Annotated in this window: 18 protein-coding genes; 11 read left to right on the top strand and 7 right to left on the bottom strand. The window is 73.4% G+C overall.

Features of this window, described 5'->3' with window-relative positions:
- Positions 1–1,578 carry a carboxylesterase/lipase family protein gene (locus AC5L36_RS21465; protein WP_441218284.1) on the bottom strand — a complete coding sequence of 526 codons (1,578 nt, stop codon included), beginning with the start codon at positions 1,576–1,578 and terminating at the stop codon, positions 1–3.
- Positions 1,579–1,730: 152 nt separating this feature from the next.
- On the opposite strand from AC5L36_RS21465, the gene AC5L36_RS21460 reads away from it, so the two are divergent.
- Positions 1,731–2,453 carry a DUF899 family protein gene (locus AC5L36_RS21460; protein WP_441218282.1) on the top strand — a complete coding sequence of 241 codons (723 nt, stop codon included), beginning with the start codon at positions 1,731–1,733 and terminating at the stop codon, positions 2,451–2,453.
- Between the two features lie 2 nt (positions 2,454–2,455).
- Here AC5L36_RS21460 and AC5L36_RS21455 read toward each other — a convergent pair whose 3' ends face one another.
- Positions 2,456–2,845 carry a VOC family protein gene (locus AC5L36_RS21455; protein ID WP_441218281.1) on the bottom strand — a complete coding sequence of 130 codons (390 nt, stop codon included), beginning with the start codon at positions 2,843–2,845 and terminating at the stop codon, positions 2,456–2,458.
- A 91-nt stretch (positions 2,846–2,936) separates the two neighbouring features.
- Positions 2,937–3,719 (bottom strand): hypothetical protein, encoded by a 783-nt coding sequence (locus tag AC5L36_RS21450; RefSeq protein WP_441218279.1) that lies wholly within the window; start codon positions 3,717–3,719, stop codon positions 2,937–2,939.
- 179 nt (positions 3,720–3,898) lie between these two features.
- On the opposite strand from AC5L36_RS21450, the gene AC5L36_RS21445 reads away from it, so the two are divergent.
- The 8 genes from AC5L36_RS21445 (at position 3,899) to AC5L36_RS21410 (ending at position 12,645) form a co-directional block, all read left to right on the top strand.
- Positions 3,899–4,735 (top strand): aldo/keto reductase, encoded by an 837-nt coding sequence (locus AC5L36_RS21445; RefSeq protein ID WP_441218278.1) that lies wholly within the window; start codon positions 3,899–3,901, stop codon positions 4,733–4,735.
- 126 nt (positions 4,736–4,861) lie between these two features.
- The gene (locus AC5L36_RS21440) at positions 4,862–6,430 is read left to right on the top strand and encodes a flavin monoamine oxidase family protein (RefSeq protein ID WP_441218276.1); all 1,569 of its coding nucleotides are present in this window, start codon (positions 4,862–4,864) and stop codon (positions 6,428–6,430) included.
- Positions 6,431–6,492: 62 nt separating this feature from the next.
- On the top strand, positions 6,493–7,125 hold the full coding sequence (locus AC5L36_RS21435) for a response regulator transcription factor (protein WP_441218274.1): 633 nt from the start codon (positions 6,493–6,495) through the stop codon (positions 7,123–7,125).
- A 164-nt stretch (positions 7,126–7,289) separates the two neighbouring features.
- A complete protein-coding gene (locus AC5L36_RS21430; protein WP_441218272.1) occupies positions 7,290–10,133 on the top strand; it encodes an AfsR/SARP family transcriptional regulator in 2,844 nt (947 codons plus the stop codon).
- 122 nt (positions 10,134–10,255) lie between these two features.
- The gene (locus tag AC5L36_RS21425) at positions 10,256–10,693 is read left to right on the top strand and encodes a hypothetical protein (protein ID WP_441218270.1); all 438 of its coding nucleotides are present in this window, start codon (positions 10,256–10,258) and stop codon (positions 10,691–10,693) included.
- Positions 10,694–10,875: 182 nt separating this feature from the next.
- Positions 10,876–11,070: a hypothetical protein gene (locus AC5L36_RS21420; RefSeq protein ID WP_441218269.1), complete on the top strand. Its 195-nt coding sequence runs from the start codon at positions 10,876–10,878 to the stop codon at positions 11,068–11,070.
- 122 nt (positions 11,071–11,192) lie between these two features.
- Positions 11,193–12,116 carry an aminoglycoside phosphotransferase family protein gene (locus AC5L36_RS21415; protein WP_441218267.1) on the top strand — a complete coding sequence of 308 codons (924 nt, stop codon included), beginning with the start codon at positions 11,193–11,195 and terminating at the stop codon, positions 12,114–12,116.
- A gap of 67 nt (positions 12,117–12,183) precedes the next feature.
- Positions 12,184–12,645, top strand: coding sequence for a hypothetical protein (locus AC5L36_RS21410; protein ID WP_441218265.1), 462 nt, complete (start codon positions 12,184–12,186; stop codon positions 12,643–12,645).
- Positions 12,646–12,661: 16 nt separating this feature from the next.
- On the opposite strand, the gene AC5L36_RS21405 is transcribed toward AC5L36_RS21410, so the two are convergent.
- Both AC5L36_RS21405 and AC5L36_RS21400 read right to left on the bottom strand, forming a co-directional pair.
- The gene (locus AC5L36_RS21405) at positions 12,662–15,013 is read right to left on the bottom strand and encodes an Hsp70 family protein (protein WP_441218263.1); all 2,352 of its coding nucleotides are present in this window, start codon (positions 15,011–15,013) and stop codon (positions 12,662–12,664) included.
- Between the two features lie 55 nt (positions 15,014–15,068).
- A complete protein-coding gene (locus AC5L36_RS21400; protein ID WP_441218261.1) occupies positions 15,069–15,599 on the bottom strand; it encodes a CGNR zinc finger domain-containing protein in 531 nt (176 codons plus the stop codon).
- Positions 15,600–15,686: 87 nt separating this feature from the next.
- On the opposite strand from AC5L36_RS21400, the gene AC5L36_RS21395 reads away from it, so the two are divergent.
- Positions 15,687–16,304, top strand: a complete 618-nt coding sequence (locus AC5L36_RS21395) for a putative glycolipid-binding domain-containing protein (RefSeq protein WP_441218259.1) — start codon at positions 15,687–15,689, stop codon at positions 16,302–16,304.
- Between the two features lie 4 nt (positions 16,305–16,308).
- Here the strand turns inward: AC5L36_RS21395 and AC5L36_RS21390 are convergent, their stop codons facing one another.
- Complete coding sequence (locus AC5L36_RS21390; protein WP_441218257.1) at positions 16,309–17,523, bottom strand: serine hydrolase domain-containing protein; 1,215 nt, start codon at positions 17,521–17,523, stop codon at positions 16,309–16,311.
- A gap of 144 nt (positions 17,524–17,667) precedes the next feature.
- Positions 17,668–19,881 carry a DUF6055 domain-containing protein gene (locus AC5L36_RS21385; RefSeq protein WP_441218255.1) on the bottom strand — a complete coding sequence of 738 codons (2,214 nt, stop codon included), beginning with the start codon at positions 19,879–19,881 and terminating at the stop codon, positions 17,668–17,670.
- A gap of 237 nt (positions 19,882–20,118) precedes the next feature.
- Here AC5L36_RS21385 and AC5L36_RS21380 point away from each other — a divergent pair.
- The coding region (locus tag AC5L36_RS21380; protein WP_441218253.1) for a cellulose-binding domain-containing protein at positions 20,119–20,716 on the top strand (598 nt) is incomplete at its 3' end.

Raw genomic sequence — 20,716 nt, 5'->3', positions numbered from 1 at the left:
TCACCGGGGGAGCGCTGCCCAGAGGTCGCAGTGGTGGTCGGCGGCGTACGGCACCGGGGCGACACCGGCGGTCGACAGGCCGATCACCGTGCCGCCGGAGCGGAAGTCGGGCCACCGCGGCCGGCCGGGACCGTTCGGGTCGCCGGTGCGCGCGAACGCCGACCAGTAGCCGATGATCGTCTCCGACAGCCGCCGCTGCCCGGTCGTGAGCGGCGGGTACTGGTTCCAGGCGGCGTTCACCGTCCAGGTGTACGGCAGGTCCAGCCCGTGGTAGGAGCCCATCGGGAACCCGTCGGCGGTGACCTGGCCGCTGTCCTCGCCGAACTCGTACGCGTAGACCGGCTGGCGGGCGGCGGCGGCCTCGGCGGTGCGCAGCACGGGGCAGGCGCCGACGAAGCCGCCCCAGTCGCCGAGCACCGTCGCCAGCGCGAGCGCCGGGCTGGCGTAGCCGGTCACCGGGTACGCCGCGAGCACGGTCCCGGCCCGGTCGCCGAACGTCGCCGTGATCATCGCGTCATACTCCGGCGCGGTCAGCGCGGCCGCACCGGAGGCGAACGCCCGCATCTCGTCGTGGGTGCCACCGACCAGCAGGGGGACCCGCGCGGCGGTCCCGTCCCGCAACGCGTCGCCCGGCTGCCGCGGCAGCACCGCCGTGCCGGCGACCGGGCCCCAGGGTTTGTCCGCGGCGCGGGCGTTCACCGCCGTCCCCACGCCGCGCAACGTCGCCAGCAGCTCGCCCGGCGTGCGCCCGCGCAGGCAGGCGGCGACGTCGGCGGCCGCGGCGCAGCCGACCTCCGCGACGGCGCGGGCACCGACCGCCTGGGCGGCGGCCGGCGTCGGCACCGGGTTGTCGCAGGCGCCGCTCTGGACGATCGCCCGGTGGAACAGGCCGCGGGCGAGCGGCGAGGCGAGCTGGGCGCACACCGCGCGGGCGCCGGCGGACTGGCCGGCCAGCGTCACGTTGCCCGGATCCCCGCCGAACCTCGCCGCGTTGCGGCGCACCCAGCCCAGCGCCGCCGCCTGGTCCATCAGCCCGTAGTTTCCGCCGCCTCCGTCGAGCGCCGGCGTGGACATGAAGCCGAGCGCGCCGAGGCGGTAGTTCACCGCGACGACCATCAGCCGGCCGGCGGTGGCCAGCCGCGCGCCGCCGTACTCCTGGGCCGCGCCGGAGACGAAGCCGCCGCCGTGCAGCCACACCAGCACCGGCAGCCGCTCGCCGGGCCGGACGTCCCGCGGCACGGTGACGTCGAGGTGCAGGCAGTCCTCCGCGCCCACGAGCCCGGCCACGCTCCGCTGCGGGCAGACCGGGCCCGGCGCCGTGGCGTCGCGGACCCCGGACCAGGGCCGCGGCCGGGCGGGCGGTCGCCACCGGCGCTGGCCGACCGGAGGCGCGGCGTACGGGATGGCCGAGTACGTCACGTGGTCGACGGCGACGCTTCCGCGCAGCCACCCCGAGTCGACCCGGACCACCCCTGGTTCGGGCGGGTGCGGGCCGGCCGGCGCCGGGGAGGCGACGAGGGACGTGGCCGCGAGCGCGGCGGCCGCGGTCAGGGACCGGGCGAGGGCACGGATCGACATGTCGCGAAGTATCGGCGGCGGCCGGCGCCGGCACGTACGTCGACGGCACCGTCTTGCCCTACGTCAGCGCGCGTACGACCGGTTGACGCAACCAGCTGATTGCTATAGATTGAGTGGCAACCAAGTGGTTGCTATTTAAGGAGGACGCGGTCATGCAGGATCGATCACAGCCCGCGGTCGTCGACCGCGCGGCCTTCCAAGCCGCGCTGGACGCGCTGCGGGTCCGCGAGAAGGCGCATACCCGCGAAGGCGACGCGATCGCCGCGGCCCGGCGGCGCCTACCGATGGTCGAGGTGGACCCGGGCACCGCGCTGACCGGGCCGCGGGGACCGCTCACCCTGATCGACGCGTTCGAAGGGCGCCGCCAGCTCGTCGCCTACTACTTCATGTGGCACCACGGGCACCCCGCCGCCGAGCAGTGCGAGGGCTGCACCTGGGTCGCCGGCCAGGTCGGTGAGCTGTCCTACCTGCACTCCCGTGACATCACGTTCGCGGTCCTCTGCCAGGGCCCGTACGCCGAAAGCGCCCGCTACCGCGACTTCATGGGCTGGCGCATGCCGTGGTACTCGGCGGAGGAGTCCGTCGACACGCTCCTGGTCGGGCGCCAGATCGGCCTGTTCCATCTCGTGTGCTACCTGCGCGACGGCGACCGCGTCTTCGAGACGTACTGGACGACCGGCCGCGGCGCGGAGGCGATGGACTACAACTACGCGCTCATGGACCTCACCGCGTACGGACGCCAGGAGCCGTGGGAGGACTCGCCGCCCGGCTGGCCACAGGACTGGGGCACCCATACGCGGGTCGACGGGCGCCCCATCGCCCAGTGGTCGCGCATCGAGGCCGGACGGTCGGACGACCTCACCGCCGGGTCCTGACGTCAGGTGGCGGTGGCCACCTTCCACAGGTAGCCGTCCGGGTCGCTGAAGTAGCCGACGTACCCGCCCCACTGCTCGGCGGCCGCCGCCCGGACGACGGCGCCGCCGGCGGCCTCCGCGGCCCGCAAGGTCTCGTCGACCTCGTCCCGGGCCTCGGTGAGGAAGTGGAACGAGACCCCGCGAAACCCGGATCCCTCCGCGGGGACGCCGGCCTCCCGCGCCACCGCCTCCCACTCGTAGAGCGCCAAGTCCGAGGACCCGTCGCCCATGCGGCACCGGACAAAGCCGGGATAGTCCTGCACGACCTCGCAACCCAGGCCCTCGACGTAGAACTTCTTGGCCCGCTCCACGTCCTTGACGCCGAGCATGATGACGCTGGCCTTCACCGCCACGATCCTTCTCCTTCTCCGGTGGACGCCAGTCACGCTATTCGCGGCGGGTGCGCCTTCGCTTCTCGAATCCTGATCGTCTGGTCGCCGGCGCTCAGCGGCGGTTGTCGCTGTACAGGCAGGTGGCCTCGCCGCGGCCGACGACCAGGGGCCAGCCGTTGCGCACCTCCTCCACCCGGATCGTGAAGTGGTGGTACAGGTACACCGGCGGGGTCTCGCCGGCCACGCCCTCGAAGCCGACCTGGGTCCAGGTGCCGTCGGGGCCCACCCGCACGGGCTGGTAGCGGTCCGGGAAGATCGTGCCGAAGCCGGGCTCATCGGGGCGGATCTGGTACACGTACCGGTGCGTGTACACGACGCGGATCGCCAGGTTGGGCGGGTATCCGCGTCCGGCGACGTCCAGGCGGATGGTGCGGGTGGCCTGGTCGCAGGTGAACGTGTAGGTCGTGCGGGTGTCGTACGCGCAGTACCCGTCGCGCTGCGCGATGGTCCCGCCGGTGTTGTCGTTGACGACCGTCACCCGGACCGTCTCGGTGTAGAACCGGTAGCCGGCCGAGGGCCAGGCCCGCTGGTAGCCGACGACGTCGATGGTGTTGTCGGACGTCGCCGCCTGCTTGGTGACCCGCGTGCCGACCTGGGGGATCGTGCCCTGCGCCGTCGCGGTGACGTAGCTGCCGGCGATCACGTCGAAGTGGACGGTGACCGGGAGGCTGCCGCCGGTGAACCCGCCGCCGGAGATCCGCGCTGTGATCGTGTTGGTGGCGGTGTCGCACACCACCGTCGCCTGCGGGCTGGACGGCGCCGCGCTCGCGGGCGGGGCCGGCGCCAGCACCGCCGCGACCAGCAGCACCCCGAGCGTGGCAATACGTGCTCGCACATCGATCCTTTCCGTCCGAGCCCCCGTGGCCGGACATCTGCCGATCCATCCGAGCAGACCGGCCTGCGGTGCCGCTGCCGTGCGCCGCGGGATCGCTGCCGTCTCGCTGCCAGCCCCGGTCACCCCGGGCGGCCGCCGATCGACCGGCTGCCGCGGCCGGACCGCACTAGGGTGGTGCCATGATTCCGAACGTCCAGCTCAACGACGGTACGGCCATCCCACAGCTCGGGTTCGGCACGTTCCTCGTCCCGCCGGAGCAGACCGCGCAGACGGTCGGGGAGGCGCTCCGGCTCGGCTACCGGCACATCGACACCGCACAGGGCTACGCCAACGAGGAGGGCGTCGGGCGGGCCATCGCCGAGTCCGGGATCCCCCGCGACGAGGTGTACGTCACCAGCAAGCTCGACAACGGCAACCACCGCCCGGACGACGTGCGCCGCTCGTTCGACGAGACCCTGCGCAAGCTCGGCGTCGAGCGCCTCGACCTCTTCCTGATCCACTGGCCGGTGCCGATGCTGTACGACGGCGACTACGTCTCGACCTGGAAGGCGATGGCGGAGCTCGTCGAGGGCGGGCGGCTGACGTCGGTCGGCGTGTCGAACTTCGAGCCGGCGCACCTCGACCGCGTCGTCGGCGAGACCGGCGTGGTCCCGGCGGTCAACCAGATCGAGGCACACCCGTACTTCCCCAACGACACCGCGCGCGCCGCGTCGCACGCGCACGGCATCGCCGTGGAGGCGTGGGGCCCGCTGGGGCAGGGCGCGGTCCTCGACGACCCGGTGATCACCAAGATCGCCGAAGCGCGGAGCCGGGCCAACTCGCAGGTCATCCTGCGCTGGCACATCCAGCGCGGCGACATCGTCTTCCCCAAGTCGACGCACCGCGAGCGGATGGCGGAAAACCTCGCCCTGTTCGACTTCGCGCTCTCCGCCGACGAGGTCGCCGCGATCGACGGCCTGAGCCAGGGCGAGGCCGGGCGGGTCGGCCCGCACCCGGACACCTTCGACCTGCACTGACGACCGAGGCCGCCCGCCGCACCGCCCGACCCGGGTCGGCTAGCGGACGTCTATCCGGTGTTTATGCCTCCCGCACACGCTGGGTGACGGTCGTCCACAGGGGACGGCCAGGGGGAGGCGTCGGAAATGCGTTCGTGGGGGGACGGTGTGCGCCGTGGGGACGGCCACGCCGAGGACAAATGGCAGGACTGCCTGCGGTTGGGCGATGAGCTGGCCGCCATGGGACCGGACGGCGCGGAGCGGCGCCGCCGGCACCGGGAGGCGCTTCTCGGTGACGGTCCGTCACCGTCTGAGCGCCCGCTGCGGGTGCTGGTGCTCGGCGCCGGCATCGCCGGGCTCTGCGCGGCCTCCGCGTTGCGGCGGGCCGGCCACGACGTGCACATCCTGGAGGCCGACCCGGCCCGCATCGGTGGACGCCTGGCGGCGACGGACCCGCTGCCGTACGCGGAACCGGGCGGAGTGTCCATCCCGGACACCCACACGCTGGCCCTGTCCCTCGTGGACGGTCTCGGGCTGCGCCGCCGCCCGGCCGCGCCCGCGGTCGTGCCCGCCGGCTACACCGCGGTCGACCTGCTCGACGAGGTACTGGACGCCGTGGCGGACTACCACACGGCGGACAGCCCGGACGGCCGCGTGGTCGGGTGGGCGCGGCTCGTGCACGACCTCGACCGCCTGTCGCTGGGACGGTTCCTCACCGAGTGGGCCGGCCTCGACACCACGGCGGTATCCGCGATCGGGCGGCTGGAGCACGTCGGGTACCGGATGTCGATGTCCTTTGTGGACTTCTATCTGCACCACCTGCACGCCGGCCGGCGCGCGGCCCGCTGGGAGATCGAGGGCGGGAGCTGGCGGCTGCCGTACGCGTTCGGCCCGGTGCTCGACGACATGGTCAGCCTCGACCGGCGGGTGACCCGGATCGAGTACTACGACCCGGCCCGTCCCGCCGCGCCGTACACCCACGTGGCCACGGAGGGCCCGCGCGTGTGGGTGGAGACGCTGTCCAGCCGGGGCCGGCGGGAGGGGTTCCCGGCCGACGCCGCGGTCGTGACGCTGCCTTTCGCGGCGCTGCGCCAGGTGCGGATCGAGCCGTCCCTACCGGCCGCCAAGCGGCGCGCGGTCATGGCGCTACGGTACGAGCCGGTGACCACGGTGCGGCTGGAGTTCGACCGGCGGTGGTGGGAGTTCACCGAGGACGAGTGGCGGCGCGAGCTCGACGCGCTCGCGCCGGGCCTCTACGACCGGTACGCGGCGGCGCGCGGCGGGCGGGTGGCGAGGTCGGGCGCCACCAACCGGCTCGCGTCGTTTCCCGGCGGGCCGGTGCCGGGCACCGACGGCGGCGTCGTGCTGGCCAGCCACGCGCGGGGCGGCGGCGCGGTGCGGTGGGACGCGATGGAGCCCGACGACCGGTACGCGCGGGCGTTGCGCGGCCTCCAGGAGGTGTACGGCAACCGGATCGAGGCCTTCTACACCGGCCACGGCGCCACCGGCGGCTGGGCCACCGGCGAGGCGGTGCTCGCGCCCGGCCAGCTGACCGCGCACCACCTCGCCGGCGCGGCGCCGGTCGGGCCGCTGCACTTCGCCGGCGAGCACACCTCGCTCAAGCGGTCGTCCGTCGAGGGCGCGATCGAGTCGGGAGTACGCGCCGCCCTCGCGGTGCACGACCTCACCCGCGAGCCGGTGTGCGCCCGGCGCTGAACACCCGGCCTCGTCTATCGGGTGGCGATCGGCTGTCGACGCGCCGCGTGCTTGATGGATCGGTGGATGTCGTCGGGGTCGCGGTGCTCGCCGGCGACCAGCTCACCCGGGACGGGGTCGTCGCCGGCCTGGCCACCCAGGCCGCCGTCGAGGTGTACCTCGGCGAGCGCCAGCGCTCGGCGCGGGTGCTGCTCGCCGTCGTGGACCAGGTCACGGAGGAGGTGCTCGGGGGGATCGAGCGCTTCGGCCGGGCCGCCCGGCACCGCGACCCCGCGGTCGTGCTGGTCGCCCAGGAGATCCGCGAGCACCACCTGCTGCGCGCGGTCGAGCTCGGGCTCGCCGCCCTGCTGCCGCGCCGGGAGGCCGGCTTCGACCAGATCGCGCGCGCCGTCGTGGCCGCGGCGTCCGGCCGGGCCGAGCTGCCCGCGGCGGTCACCCGCCGCCTCCTGGAGCAGCTGCGCACGGTACAGCGGGACGTGCTCGGCCCGCGCGGCCTGACCGTCAGCGGGTTCACCGAGCGTGAGCTGGAGGTGCTGCGCCTGCTCGCGGACGGCCTGGACACCGGCGAGGTGGCGCTGAAGCTCAACTACTCGCAGCGCACCGTCAAGAACATCATCTACGGCGTGATGAACCGTTTCGGCCTGCGCAACCGCACCCACGCGGTCGCGTACGCGATCCGGACGGGAGCGCTCTGACCGTCCACAGTGTGCGCCGGGGCAGCCATCGACGGTCGCGAGGGCAGCGGGGTACCCACGGGAGGCGCGTGGCCCGGTAGCATGGCGTGCCTCCGGGCACTGGACGCGCGGGGGGCGTCGTTCCCACCCGGAGATCAACGGCAGGATGCATTCGGGGGGAATGCGTGGATGACCGTTTGTGGTTCACCCTGCTCGGGCCGGTGGGGGCCCGGCGTGGACCGACGGAGCTGGAGCTCGGCTCGCCGCAGCAGCGGACCGTGCTCGCCGCCATGCTGCTCCAGGCCGGCGTGCCGGTCTCGATCCAGCAGCTGATGGAGACCCTGTGGGACGACGACGCGCCCCGGTCGGCGGAGGCCACCATCCGGACGTACGTGTACCGGTTGCGCCGCGTGCTCACGCCCGACGGCGCGGCCGCGCCGGTGATCAGGTCGGCCGGCGCGGGATACCTCGTCGACGTCCGGCCGGACGAGCTCGACCTGGCCACGTTCCGGCAGCTGGTCGGCGAGGCCGAGCTGGCCCGGCGGCGGTCCGACACGGCGGGCGCGGCCGACCTGCTGCGTCGCGGGCTGGCGCTGTGGGCGGGTGAGCCGCTGGCCGGTCTGCCCGGCCAGCCGATGGAGCGCTACCGGGCCCACCTGGCCAAGCTCCGGCTCAACGCGCTGGAGTCCCTGCTCGCCGCCGAGATCGACCTCGGGGCATACGTGTCGGCCGGCGACCAGCTCGCCTCGCTGGTGGCCGAGCACCCGCTCGACGAGCGCTTCCGCCGCCTGCTGATGCTCGCCCTGTGGCGCTCCGGCCAGCAGGCCGAGGCGCTCGCCGTCTACCAGGACGCCCGCGACGCGCTCGCCGCGGAGCTCGGCGTCGACCCGGGCCCGGAGCTCCAGGACCTGCACCTGCGGATCCTCCGCGCCGACCCGCCCGAGCCGCAGCCCCGCCCCGCGTCACCGCTCCAGCCGAAGCAGCGCACCACCCTGGCCACGCCGGCGCAGCTCCCCGCCGACCTGCCCGACTTCACCGGGCGGGTGGCCGAGCTCGTCGCGCTCGACGGGCTGCTGCCGGCCGGCGGCGCGCCGCCACCGGTGATGCTGATCGCCACGATCCACGGCATGGCCGGCACCGGCAAGACCGCCCTGGCCGTCCACTGGGGACACCGGATCGCGGCCCGTTTCCCGGACGGGCAGATCTACGTCAACCTGCGCGGGTTCCACCCGTCCGGCGTGGTGATGGGCCCCTTGGAGGCGCTCCGGGCGGTCTTCGACGCGATCGGCGTCGACCCGCGGCAGCTGCCGGACGGGCTCGACGCGCAGGCGGCGCTCTACCGCAGCCTGATGGCCGGCCGCCGGATGCTGCTGCTGCTCGACAACGCGCGCGACGCCGAGCAGGTGCGGCCACTGCTGCCCGGTTCGCCGGGCTGCCTCGTGGTCGTCACCAGCCGGCCGCAGCTGCCCAGCCTCGTCGCGATCGAGCAGGCCCGGCCGACGAAGCTGTGCGTGCTGCCCGACGACGACGCCCGCGCGTACCTGCTCAGCCGCCTGGGCCACCTGGTCGGCGCGGACGACGACGCCGAGGTGGACAACGTTGTCCGGCTCTGTGGCGGCCTGCCGCTCGCACTGAGCCTCGTCGCCGCGCGCGGCGTGCTCAACCCGCACACTACGGTCGCCGCGATCGCCGCACAGCTCTCGGCCGACCACGGCACGCTCGACTCCTTTGTGGACACCGACCCGGCGATCGACCTGAAGACCATCCTCTCGTGGTCGTACGAGCGGCTCAGCCCGTTCGCGGCGCGCCTGCTGCGGCTGCTCGCCCTGCACCCCGGCCCGGACGCCGCCGCGGCCACGGTCGCCAGCCTCGCCGGCGTGCCGGCCCGCGACGCGCGTGCCGGCCTCGACGAGCTCGTGCACGCCAGCCTGGTCCGCGAGCCGTCGCCGGGGCGCTACCTGCTGCACGACCTCCTGCGCGCGTACGCCGCCGAGCGGTCGCAGCACACCGACCCCGAGCCGGAACGCCGCGCCGCGGTGGCCCGGATGCTCGACCACTACACGCGTTCCGCCCGCGCCGCCGTGCAGCTGCTCGACCCGCAGTGGGAGCTCGAGCCGGATCCGACCACTGTGGAGGGTGCGGCCCCGGCCGACATCGACGACGCGGCGGCCGCCCGCACCTGGCTGACCGTCGAGCACCACTCGGCGGTGGCCGCGGTCGAGCTGGCCGCCCGCTACTCGCTCGACACCCACCTGTGCCGCCTCGCACTCACGCTCTCCGACATCTTCCAGCGGCACGGCCACTGGCGCGACCAGGTCGCCATGCAGACCCTCGCGCTGGCGGCCGGCCGCCGCCTCGGCGACGTCAGCGTGAAGGCGGCCGCGCACCGCAGCCTCGGCAGCGCGTACGCCCGGCTCAACCAGCTCGACGAGGCGGAGGAGCACCTGACCGCGGCGCTCGGCCTCTTCGAGGCGGTCGGCGACCGGGCCAACCAGGGCCGCAGCCACCGCGGCCTGGCCTACCTGCACGGCCAGCAGGGCCGCTACGACCTGGCGCTCGCGTCCAGCCAGCGGGCGCTGGAGCTGTACCGGACGGCCGAGGACCCGGCCGGCGTGGCCAGCGCGCTCAACGACACCGGCTGGTGCCACGCGATGCTCGGCCACTTCGGCGAGGCGCTGACCCACTGCCGGCAGGCGCTCGACGCGCTCAGCGCGCTCGGCATCGCGAACGCGGTGGCCAGCACCTGGGACAGCCTCGGCTTCATCCACGCCGGGCTGGGCGAGCGCCGCGAGGCGGTGGCCGCGTACACCCGCGCGGTGGAGATGTTCCAGGACCTCGGCGACCGCTACAACGAGGCCGACGCGCTGGTCCACCTGGGCGACTGCCACCGCGAGCTGGGTGACGCCGCCGCGGCGCGCGATGCCTGGCGCCGCGCCCTCCGGCTGCTGGAGGTGCTCGGGCACGCGACCGCCCAGGAGGTGCGCGCCCGCCTCGACCAGGTCGCGCGCGGGGGCCTGGTAAGTCCTTAGGGCAGAGGTGGCGGTATCGCCGGGCCGGAGTGGTATCAGGCCGTTGTGACCCCGGAGCGTCCTCGTCTTTACTGACTGTGCTCGACAAAATGTGAGTGCTGTTCGGAAAGGGCGTCCGGCAGATGTCTGTGCAGTACCTGGCCACCTGGGCCGACGGCCACCGCTACGACCTCGACCGCACAGAGGACGTCGTTCCGCTCCTGGTGTCGATCCACGAAAGCCACAAGCCGGTGGTCGTCACGCTGGAAGCCCGGGTCGACGCGCGTGGCCTGCGCGTCACCCGGGGACTCCACCTCGGCGTCGGGCACCAGAAGCGCGGCTTCGCGTTCCCGTTCGGGCGACCCACGACCGGGTACGCGGTGCACCGCGGCGTGCGGCTGTGGCACCGCGACATCATGTTCGGCTTCGACGGCACCCCGACGCCCTTCCACCCGGCGCAGACCCGCATCACGCCGGAGCAGATGTGGGCGCTCACCCTCTCGTACGTCGCCACCGGCAGCCCCACCGAGGCCGTCGCCTGGGGCCGCCCACCCGCACGCCGCAAACGCTCCAGCCCGTAGCGATGTGCGCTTTTGTGAGAATCCGCTCATCGGGCGAACCCTCGGCGTTTGTTCGTGAAGTGCCTCACGTGTGATCCACCGATTGGCATGATGGGCGTGCAGAGGGTAATCGTGGATGGTCTGCGCGCGAGGCCCGACCCCTGAGGCGCGCGGCACGTCCGTCCCACGAGGAGGCTTTCCGAATGACCGACATCCGCGCCGGCACCGCCAGTGGCGTCCGTCGCTGTGACCAGTGCGACCGCCCGCTCCCGGCGCTGCACAAGAACGAGTACACCCCGGTCCGCGCCCACCTCGTCGCCGAGCTCGGCGTGTGCGTGTGCGCCCACGGCGAGACCGACGACATCGAGGTCCCCGAGCGCGCCCCGTCGCTGCTCTGACGATCCGTTCAGAGGCCGATTCGCCCGTGTCCGCGGGCAGGTCGCCTGGAAAAGCCCGTGCGGGCCCCGGTGAAAGTCGGTTGCCGCGGGCGACCGGGACCGGCGACGGTTGGGGTGTGCGGATGCATGCCGATCAGCTGAGAGTGTCCCCGGAGACCGTGCGTGAGCTGGTCGAAGAGCAGTTTCCGCGGTGGCGCGGCCGGCCGGTCCAGGAGGTCGCGTCGGCCGGCACGGTCAACGCGATCTTCCGGATCGGTGACGACCTGGCCGCCCGTTTCCCGCTCCAGCCGGGCGACGTCGAGGCCACCCGGCGCTGGCTGACCGCCGAGGCGGAGGCGGCCGCGGAGCTGGCCGGCCGCACGCGTTTCCCGACGCCGGAGCCGGTCGCGCTGGGTGAGCCCGGCCGTGGCTATCCGCTGCCATGGTCGGTGCAGACCTGGCTGCCCGGCGTGGTCGCGACCGACGAGGACCCGGGGGAGTCGGTGCCGTTCGCGCACGACCTGGCCGCGTTCATCGGCGACGTCCGCGCGATCGGCACGCGCGGGCGCACGTTTCGGGGCAGCGGTCGCGGCGGTGACCTGACCGCGCACGACGAGTGGATGGAGACCTGCTTCCGGCACAGCGAGAGCCTGCTCGACGTGCCCCTGCTGCGGCGGACCTGGTCGGCCCTGCGCGCCCTCCCGCGCGGCGACGCGCCCGACCTGATGAACCACGGCGACCTCATCCCCGGCAACATCCTGGTCGCCGGCGGCCGGCTGGCCGGCGTACTGGACGCGGGCGGCTTCGGGCCGGCGGACCCCGCGCTGGACCTCGTGGGTGCCTGGCACCTGCTCGAAGCCGGGCCGCGGGAGGTGCTCCGCGCCGACCTCGGCTGCGGCGACCTGGAGTGGCGGCGCGGGCAGGCGTGGGCCTTCCAGCAGGCGATGGGCACCGTCTGGTACTACCGCGAAAGCAACCCGACCATGAGCGGGATGGGCCGCCGCACGCTGGCCCGCATCCTCGCGGACACGCGCTCCATGACCACGCTGCCCCGCACCGCCGGCTGAACCCGCCGTGAAAGGGCCCGCCCTACCTGACACCAGATGTCAGGTAGGGCGGCCTAGCGTGCCCGCCATGACGAACACGGATTTCGACTTCCTCGCCGGCAGCTGGGACAGCCGCCAGCGCCGGCTCACCAAGGTCCTCGTCGGCAGCGACGACTGGTACGAGTTCGACGCGACGCTCGACTGCCAGGTGCTGCTCGACGGCAACGGCGTCTTCGACGTGCTCCGGGCGCCGGAGCGCGACATCGAGGGGCTCACCCTGCGGCTGTACAGCCCGGACGAGAAGGTCTGGCGGATCTGGTGGGCCTCCAAGGGCAGCGGCGGCCAGCTCGACGTGCCGGTCGTCGGGCGGTTCGAGGACGGGGTGGGTGTCTTCGAGTGCGACGACACCTGGGAGGGCACACCGATCCGCGTGCGCTACCGCTGGTCCTCAGTGGACACCGCGCACCCGCGGTGGGAGCAGGCGTTCTCGACGGACGGCGGGGAAACGTGGGAGGTCAACTGGGTCGCCACGTTCACCCGCCGCGCGTAGAGGTCTGAGCCGCCGGTCAGGACTCCGGGATCGTGAAGGCGATGTTTCCGGTCCTGGCCGGCGACGGACTGTCGTTGTTGAGCCAGCCCAGGTCGAGCAGCTGCACCGCGTAGTCGCCGGGAGCCGGCCAGGTCAGCGTGAACACCAGGTACTGGTCCTTGCCCACCTCGTTCGGGTTGAGCAGGTCGATCGGCGCGTCGGTCGGCGCCTCCACGGTCGACTTGTCGGGGAGCCGGAGCCGGAAGTTCGTGTCGTCGATGTTCTGCCCGCCGGGGCGTCCGCTGGCGCCGTGGTACTTGATGTCCACGACGCAGGCCAGGAAGCGCTGGTCCTCCTTGACCTGGTAGCCGGTCTTCAGGTTGTCCCCGCGGACCTCGCAGGTCTTGGCCGTCATCGACAGCGCGCCGGCCTTCACGGGCTTGTTGGTCACCACCGCCTTGGGCTCCAGCGGCTCGAACGCGCCGCCCTCGCGGAACGGGACCACCGCCTTCAGCTCACCCCCGCCGCCGACCGTCAGCACGCTGTCGGCCAGACGCGAGGGCGCCTGCTCGAGCCCGAAGCCGAAGACCACGTTGCTCTTCGCGTTCGCCGGCACGGGCCCCGACGACTCGACGGTGCCCTGGTAGCTCTGCCCGTCCAGGCTCAGGGCCATGTCGATGCCGGCGTACACCGAGCGGTCGGTCAGGTTTTCCATCGCGGCCGTGACCGTGAGTGGCGGGTCCTTTGTGGAGTCGTACGTCGCCTCGCCGAAGCTGACCTTGCGGCCGCCGTACCAGATGGTCTTGTCGATTTTCGCGGTCTGCTGGTCCGCGCCGGGCTCGGCGGCCTCCTGCGGCTTGCCGCCCACGGCGATGCTGGGGTTTCCGCCGCTGGGGTTTCCGCCGTTGGAGTTTCCTGCGGACCTGTCGCGGCCTGAGTCGTCGGACAGCAGGTTGTAGCTCGTGACCCCACCCACCGACACCAGCAGGACGGCCGCGGCGGCGGCCGCCAGCACCAGGCCGGTGCGCTTGCGCGGGCGCGGGGTGGCCGGGGCTTGCGCGGCGGCGACCGGGTCGGGCCACAGCGGCATCGGCGGCCCGGAGGTGGGCGAGGGGCCGCCGGGCGGCGCGGACGTCGGGCTGCCGGACACCGGCACCCCCGAAACCGGCGTGCCGGCCAGCGGTGTGCCGGACACCGGGGCCGCCGCGGCCGGCGACATCGGCGTCGGGGCCGGGGCACCGGATGCCGGCGCGACCGGCGGCGGGACGGCGTACGGCGGCGGGGCGGGTATCGGCGCGGCCGCCCGCTGGCCCGCCGGCGCGGCCGCGAGGCTGCCGAGCGCCACCACCAGCTCGGGCTGCTCGATCACCGTCGGCGCCACGCCGAGACGCTGGTGCAGCATCGTGCCGACCAGCGGGATCCGGCTCGACCCGCCGACCAGGAACAGCCCGGCGATCTGCCCGGGCGCCAGCCCCGCGCGGCCCAGCGCGACGGCGGTCAGCTCGACCGTGCGGGCCAGCCACGGCCGGGCCCGCGCCTCGAACTGCTCCCGCGTCACGTGCGCGTGGGTGTCGAACAGCGGCACCTGCACCGCCGCGGACGGCGCCCGGGACAGCTGCTCCTTGGCGGCCCGCGCGTCGTCCCAGAGGGCGCGCCGCATCCGGCGTACCCCCTCCTCGCCGGAGTCGCGCAGGCGGGCCCACTGCGCCGCGTCGCGCGCGGACATCGCCTCGCCCACCAGCTCGACGATCTCGGCGTCGAGGTCGAGGCCGCCGACGTCGACGCCCTCGCTGGCCAGCACCTCCCAGCCCTGGTCGGGGCGGCGGCGCAGCACGCTCGTGTCGAACGTGCCGGCGCCCAGGTCGTAGACGACCAGCCCGGCGCCGGGCGGCACCGGGCGGCCGAGCACCGTCGTGAAGTAGGCCGCCGCCGCGATCGGCTCCGGCACGAGGGTCAAGGACCGCAGGCCGGCGCGTTGCGCGGCGTCCGCGAGCAGCCCGCGGCGGGTCGTCGCCCAGTTCGCCGGGTACGTGAGGACGGTCGCGCCGGGCGAACCGCCCCCGACCCGGCCGGCCTCGTCGGCCACCCGGCGCAGGATCGCGGCCAACAGGTCGGCGACCTTGTACTCCTGGTCGCCGAGCAGCACGCTGCCGTCGTCGATCCGACGCTTCGGGTTGGGCTCGAAGCGGGTCGGGTCGATGCGGGCCGCGCGCTCCGCGTCCCGCCCGGCGACCGGCGACCGGCCGGCCTCGGCGTAGACCGCGGAGGAAAGAAGTGGGCTGGAATCGAAGAGCAACTGCTGCACGCGCGCACCATGCACCGCGAGAGCGGCGACGGTGTGCGTCGTGCCGAGGTCGACGCCCAGCCGGGAGGGTTCTAGTCCGAGCACGCCGCCACCGTAGCGATGCACGTCAACGCGCACACCACCCGGTCAGCCGGTTCTGCTACCGGGTCCGCGAGCGGGCCCGGTAGGCACGCGTCTTGGCGATGCCGCCGCAGCCCCGGCCGGCCGGCCCGCCGGGGGTCATCGCGCACCAGGTCCGGCTGGCGTTTCGGCTGGTGTCGTAGAAGACCCACTGGCAGTCGGGGCAGGCCTTCAGCCGGTGCCACCGCCCGGCCGCGACCGCGTTGACCGCCGCCGCCAGCAGGTCGCCCGCCGCGCTCGGCCGTGCCGGCCGGATGAGCACCGCCGGCTCGTGCGGAGGCTCCCGCAGCGTGACCACCAGGTCGTGCCGGGCCAGCCGGTCGCCGAGCCCGACCGGGTGGGTGTGGCCGAGGACGGCGCGCAGGTCGGCCCGGAGCGCCCGCAGGTCGGCCAGGTCGGCGCGTGCGGCTCGGGGCAGGTCCGGAAAGGCGCGTGCCCAGCGCTCCGGTGTGGACACAAGCGCCTCCAGGTGGTCGACCGGCACCCGCGTGTCGTTGGGGACCTCCCACGTGTTGAGGAAGTCCCGCACCTGGTCCAGCGCCTCGGTCATGTTCACCATCGTAACCCTTGACCGGTTACGCCCGCGCGGCGCAGGATGTAACCGTCTAATCGAATAGGCGGTTACGAGGAGGGGATCATGGTGGAGCGGTTCGTCATCTGGCGCGGCGAGGACCCGGAGCGGGCGGACACGGCGGCGGTCGCCCTGTCCGGCGACTCGCTGAGCGCGCGGGGCGCCAGCACCACAGGCTCGTACGCGTTGAACTTCGTCCTGACCACCGGGCCCGGCTGGGTCACCGAGCGGGTCCGGGTGCACACCGCGGGCACCGGGTGGTGGCGGGCACTCGACCTGTCGGCGCGCGAGGGGGTGTGGGCCGCCTCGGTCGCCGGCGAGGGCGACGGGCACCTGGGCCCGGCCGGCGTCGCCGACCCGGCCGCGCTGCGCGGGGCGCTCGACTGCGACCTCGGCCTCTGCCCGCTGACCAACACCATGCCGGTGCTCCGCCACGACCTCGTCGCCGCCGGGCGGCGGGGCGAAGAGGTCACTGTGGACTTTCGGATGGCCTGGATATCCGTGCCCGACCTGGCCGTGCACCTTTCGCCACAGACTTACACAAGTCGCGGCCCCGCCCCGGACGGCGGCGCGGTGATCGACTTCGTGAGCGGCGACTTCGAGGCCGCCCTGCACGTCGACGCGGACGGACTTGTCGTCGACTACCCGTCGCTCGGCCGCCGGGTCGGCGCCTGGGCCGCCTGAGCGCTCAGCGCGGCACGCCGGCGACGCTCAGGACCGGGACGGCGGCGCGCAGGGCGCGTTCGCGGGGGTCCGAGGTCAGGGCCGCGCCCATGCGGTTGGTGACGTAGGCGTACCCGATGCCGGTCTCCGGGTCGGCGAAGCCGAGCGACCCGCCGATGCCCGCCGTGCCGTAGGCGGCCGACCCGCCGAAGCTCCAGGCCGCGCTCGACTTCATGAAGCCGAGCGAGTGCGGGATCTCGCCGTCCAGGTACGCGTCGCGGAGGCCGTTGCGCGGCGGCACCGCGGGCGCGGCCAGCTCCGCCAGCGTCGACGGGGCGATCCCCAGCTCGCGGCCGCCGGTGGCGAACACGCCGTACGCCTTGGCGATCGCGCGGGCCGTGCCCACGCCGAGCGCCGAGGGCACCTCGAGGTCGCGGGCGTAGATCCGCTGCCGGTGCATCGGCAGCCATGGCGGGCCGCTCACCACCGAGCGGAAGATGCTCGACCGCGGGTTGAGCGCGCCGAGCAGCAGGCCCGGCGACACGCTGACCATCACCTTGAGCGGGTTGGGCCGCTGGATCCGGGCCAGGCGCACGTTCGGCACGGTGCCGGGCAGGCGGAGGTAGAAGTCGAGGCCGAGCGGCGCGGCGATCTCCTCGTGGAAGAACCGGCCCAGCGAACGGCCGGCCGGGTCGACGCGGCGGATCAGCTCGCCCTGGTAGAAGCCGAGGGTGAGCGCGTGGTACGCCTGCCGGCTGCCCGGCTCCCACGCGGGTGCCTGCGCGGCGAGCACCCCGGCGAGGCGGTCGAGGTCGCGGACCGTGCCGCGGCCGATCGGCCGGTCGAGCGCGAAGAGCCCGGCCTGGTGGGCGAGCAGCTGGCGGACGGTCACCCGGTCCTTGCCGCGCTGGGCGAACTCCGGCCAGTACGCGCTGACCCGCTCGTCGAAGTCGAGCCAGCCGCGCGAGTGGGCCAGAGCGAGGGTCATCGCGGCCAGCCCTTTCGTGGTGGAGAAGACCAGCACCATCGTGTCGCGCGACCAGGGCGCGCCGGTCGTCGCGTCGCGCACGCCGCCCCACAGGTCGACCACCGGCTCGCCGTCCTGGTAGACGCAGCACGCCGCGCCGAGCTCGCCGCGGCGGACCAGATTTTCCACGAACGCGTCCCGGACGGACTCGAAGCCCTTGCGCACGTACCCGTGGACCGAGATGGGCCCGGACTCCCGCGTTCGCCATGCCATCAGTCCATGGTCCACGTTTTGGCAGGATTGGCGACACCGTTCGTTCATCTATGTGTCACTGGTCGCCCGGAGAGGTTGGCGCGTTCACGTCAGGGGGTGACCGGGGCGGGACCGCGCGGCAGCCCGCCCCGGTTGACTGAGTGGTCAGGTGGTGCAGGCGGAGCCGTTCAGCGACCAGGCCGACGGCGGCTGGTTGGTGCCGCCGTGGGTGCCCTGGAAGCCGAACGACGCGGTGCCACCCGCGGCGATCGAGCCGTTGTGGCCCGCGTTCCGCGCGGTCACCGCCGACCCGCTCTGCGTCACCGTCGCGTTCCAGCTGTTGGTGACCTGCTGGCCGTTCGCGAACGAGAACGTCAGCGTCCACCCGTTGATCGCGGCGCCGCCGGTGTTCGTGATAGTCACGTCGCCGGTGAAGCCGTTGCTCCACGAGTTCGCCGTGTACGCCACCCGGCACGCGGCCGGCCCACCGGTCGGCGGCCCGGTGGTCGGCGGCGCCGTGGTGGGCGGAGCCGTCGTCGGGGGAGCCGTCGTGGGCGGTGCGGTGGTGGGCGGTGCGGTCGTGGGCGGCGCGGTGGTCGGGTTGGTGCCGGTGATCGCCAGCTCCTCGGACGTGAACGTGCCGTGCGCCGGGTTGACATCCGCCTCCGGGCCGCCGCCGTCGCAGCCCCGGCTCGGGTTGAACATCAGGTACGTGCCGGAGTTGCAGCTGCCGCCGGTCGGGCCGTGTGGTGGCTCGGCGTCGCCGCCGACGACCGCCGTGCCGCCGATCGTCACTCCACCTTGGACGATCGCGTTGCCCTTCACGACCGCGTTGCCGGTGACCGTGCCGCCGTTGACCCAGGCGAGGTCCTCGATGCGGGCGTTGCCCGTCACCGATCCACTGTAGACGGCCGCGCGCGGCCCGACGTAGGCGGTCGAGGCGACGTTCGCGCCGCCGCCGACCCAGCCGCCGCCGTTGGAGTGCCAGCGCCCGCCGTTGGTCGCCGCGGGCTTGGAGTACCCGGGCTCGTGGCCGGACGGGATCGCACCCGAGATACGGAACTCGTACGGGTAACGGCGGTTCTTCGGCCACCCGTCGAGGAACGCGTACTTCGGCACCGCGCTCGCCGGCGTACCGGTGACGACGAGGAAGACCTGGTTCTCACCGGGCTGGAGCTGGAAGCTGATCTGCCCGGACGTGCCCTGGGTCAGCGGCCCGTACCGCGGGCTGGCGCCGTTGCGGGTCGCCACGAAGCCGAACGTCCAGCCGGTCGCGCCGGTCTCCGCGTGGCCCTTCAGGTGCAGGCGGACGAGCGCGCCGTCGCTGTCCGGCACCAGCTGGATCTTGTTGTACCCGTAGTCGGACGGCGCCATCGCGTCGGAGATGCGGTAGTGGCGGGCGCTCGCGTTGACCGCCTCCACCGGCACGCCTTTGTACGCGTTGAGGAACCCGGCGCCGTACACGCTGTTGATGAACGGCATGAAGTCGGCCCGGTTGGAATAGTCCCACGTGACGTTGCGCTGGGCGTACTCGCCGATCCGCCGGTTGAGCTCGGCCTGGTTGATGCCGGTGATCCGCCGGTACACCTCGAGCGGGTGCTCGGTGTTGCGGGCCTCGTTCCAAATCCGGTTGAACATCTCGATGCCGTCGCGGTCCTTGATGTACTGCGGCAGCATCCAGGCGCCGTAGTGGTGGCGGGACGAGGAGTAGTACAGGTTTTCCGTGCGCAGCCAGCGGGTCAGGTCACCGGCGGCGGTGCGCGGGTACACCTGCATCGCCATGAACTCGGCGCTCGCCTCCCAGAACGTGCCGGCCGACGCGTGCGTGAAGCCCATGCCGGAGCGTCCCAGGAACGTGTAGTTCTGGAAGACGTGGCCGAGCTCGTGCGCCAGGCCCCAGGAGCCGGGCTGGGCCGCGCCGGGCGCGATGTTGATGACGCCGACCCGGCCGTCGGTCGAGCCGCCGGTCGCCCACGCGTCCAGCGCGGTCCGGTTCCAGGTCCGGGTGACAATCACAATAATCTTGTGTTGCGCCAGCAGGCCGGTCTCCGGCGTGAACCGCATCGTGTTCACGTAGTAGGAGTAGAGGCTCTCCAGCTGGCTGAGGATGTTGTCCGGGTCGAAGCGAAACTCGCCGGGCGCCGTCAGCGGGTTGGTGCCGGACTTCTCACCCCACAGCAGGATGAAGTTGGCCGACTCCTTGGTCCGGTTCTGCGCCCAGGGCACCTCGCCGGTGCTGACCCAGCGCTCAGGTATCCAGACCGTCTTCGCGGCGGCCTCCGCCGCCGGGGTGAGCTGCGGCACGACCAGCGGCGCCGTGCCGAGGACGGCGAGGGCGAAGACGGCCAGCCAGCGGCGCCAAGTGGGCCGAGGTTTCATCGTTGGCATCCAAACGTGTCGGGACAGGGTTACGGGATAGGCCTCCTTGATCCCTGCCCGGAAAGGATGCGCACGCGGCCCAGCCAACACATCGTGGATGCGCCATGCGGGCCTGTCAAGCGATTGATCTCAATCCTTTGCGGCGAGTTGCATCGATGTATCTGACTGGCTATCTTGAGGCCGGAGCGGCTCCCGGGCGACCGCCTCCGTCATGATCGCCTGTCCTCGGGAGCCACCATGCGCCTCGCGCGTCCGCGTTCCATCATCGCCGCCTTGGCCGTCTGCGCCCTCGGCGCGGTCGGTGCCGTCACGGCCGTGACCTCGGCCTCGGCGGCCGCCGGCTGCTCGGTCACCTACCGCGTCGGGTCGCAGTGGCCCGGCGGGTTCACCGGTGCCGTCGACCTCACCAACCTCGGCGACCCGCTCAACGGCTGGACCCTGACCTGGTCGTTCACCGCGGGGCAGCAGGTCACCCAGGGCTGGAGCGCCGTCTTCAGCCAGAGCGGTGCCCAGGTCACCGCCCGCAACCAGACCTGGAACGCCGGCCTGGGCACCGGCGCCGTGGTCAGCCTCGGCTTCAACGGCTCGTGGAACAACTCGAGCAACCCGGCGCCCACGAGCTTCGCGCTCAACGGCGTCGCCTGCGACGGCTCGACGGGCCCGACCACACCGCCGCCCACGACGTCCGTGCCCACCACCGCGCCACCCACCACGGCACCACCCACCACGGCGCCGCCGACGACCGGGCCGCCGCGCACCACGTTCACCAACCCGATCAAGATGCGTGGTCCGGATCCGTGGATGCAGTATTACAACGGTTATTACTATTTGGCGA

The organism is Phytohabitans sp. LZ39 (genome assembly GCF_059359075.1).
This window is presented reverse-complemented; position numbering and strand designations above follow the sequence as displayed.

Excerpts from the sequence above, each read along its gene's own strand:
- AC5L36_RS21425 (WP_441218270.1), top strand. The coding sequence starts at position 10,256 with ATGTCTGTGCAGTACCTGGCCACCTGGGCCGACGGCCACCGCTACGAC.
- AC5L36_RS21465 (WP_441218284.1), bottom strand. The coding sequence starts at position 1,578 with ATGTCGATCCGTGCCCTCGCCCGGTCCCTGACCGCGGCCGCCGCGCTC.
- AC5L36_RS21410 (WP_441218265.1), top strand. The coding sequence starts at position 12,184 with ATGACGAACACGGATTTCGACTTCCTCGCCGGCAGCTGGGACAGCCGC.
- AC5L36_RS21445 (WP_441218278.1), top strand. The coding sequence starts at position 3,899 with ATGATTCCGAACGTCCAGCTCAACGACGGTACGGCCATCCCACAGCTC.
- AC5L36_RS21390 (WP_441218257.1), bottom strand. The coding sequence starts at position 17,523 with ATGGCATGGCGAACGCGGGAGTCCGGGCCCATCTCGGTCCACGGGTAC.
- AC5L36_RS21385 (WP_441218255.1), bottom strand. The coding sequence starts at position 19,881 with ATGAAACCTCGGCCCACTTGGCGCCGCTGGCTGGCCGTCTTCGCCCTC.
- AC5L36_RS21395 (WP_441218259.1), top strand. The coding sequence starts at position 15,687 with ATGGTGGAGCGGTTCGTCATCTGGCGCGGCGAGGACCCGGAGCGGGCG.
- AC5L36_RS21420 (WP_441218269.1), top strand. The coding sequence starts at position 10,876 with ATGACCGACATCCGCGCCGGCACCGCCAGTGGCGTCCGTCGCTGTGAC.
- AC5L36_RS21460 (WP_441218282.1), top strand. The coding sequence starts at position 1,731 with ATGCAGGATCGATCACAGCCCGCGGTCGTCGACCGCGCGGCCTTCCAA.
- AC5L36_RS21440 (WP_441218276.1), top strand. The coding sequence starts at position 4,862 with ATGCGTTCGTGGGGGGACGGTGTGCGCCGTGGGGACGGCCACGCCGAG.
- AC5L36_RS21415 (WP_441218267.1), top strand. The coding sequence starts at position 11,193 with ATGCATGCCGATCAGCTGAGAGTGTCCCCGGAGACCGTGCGTGAGCTG.
- AC5L36_RS21400 (WP_441218261.1), bottom strand. The coding sequence starts at position 15,599 with ATGACCGAGGCGCTGGACCAGGTGCGGGACTTCCTCAACACGTGGGAG.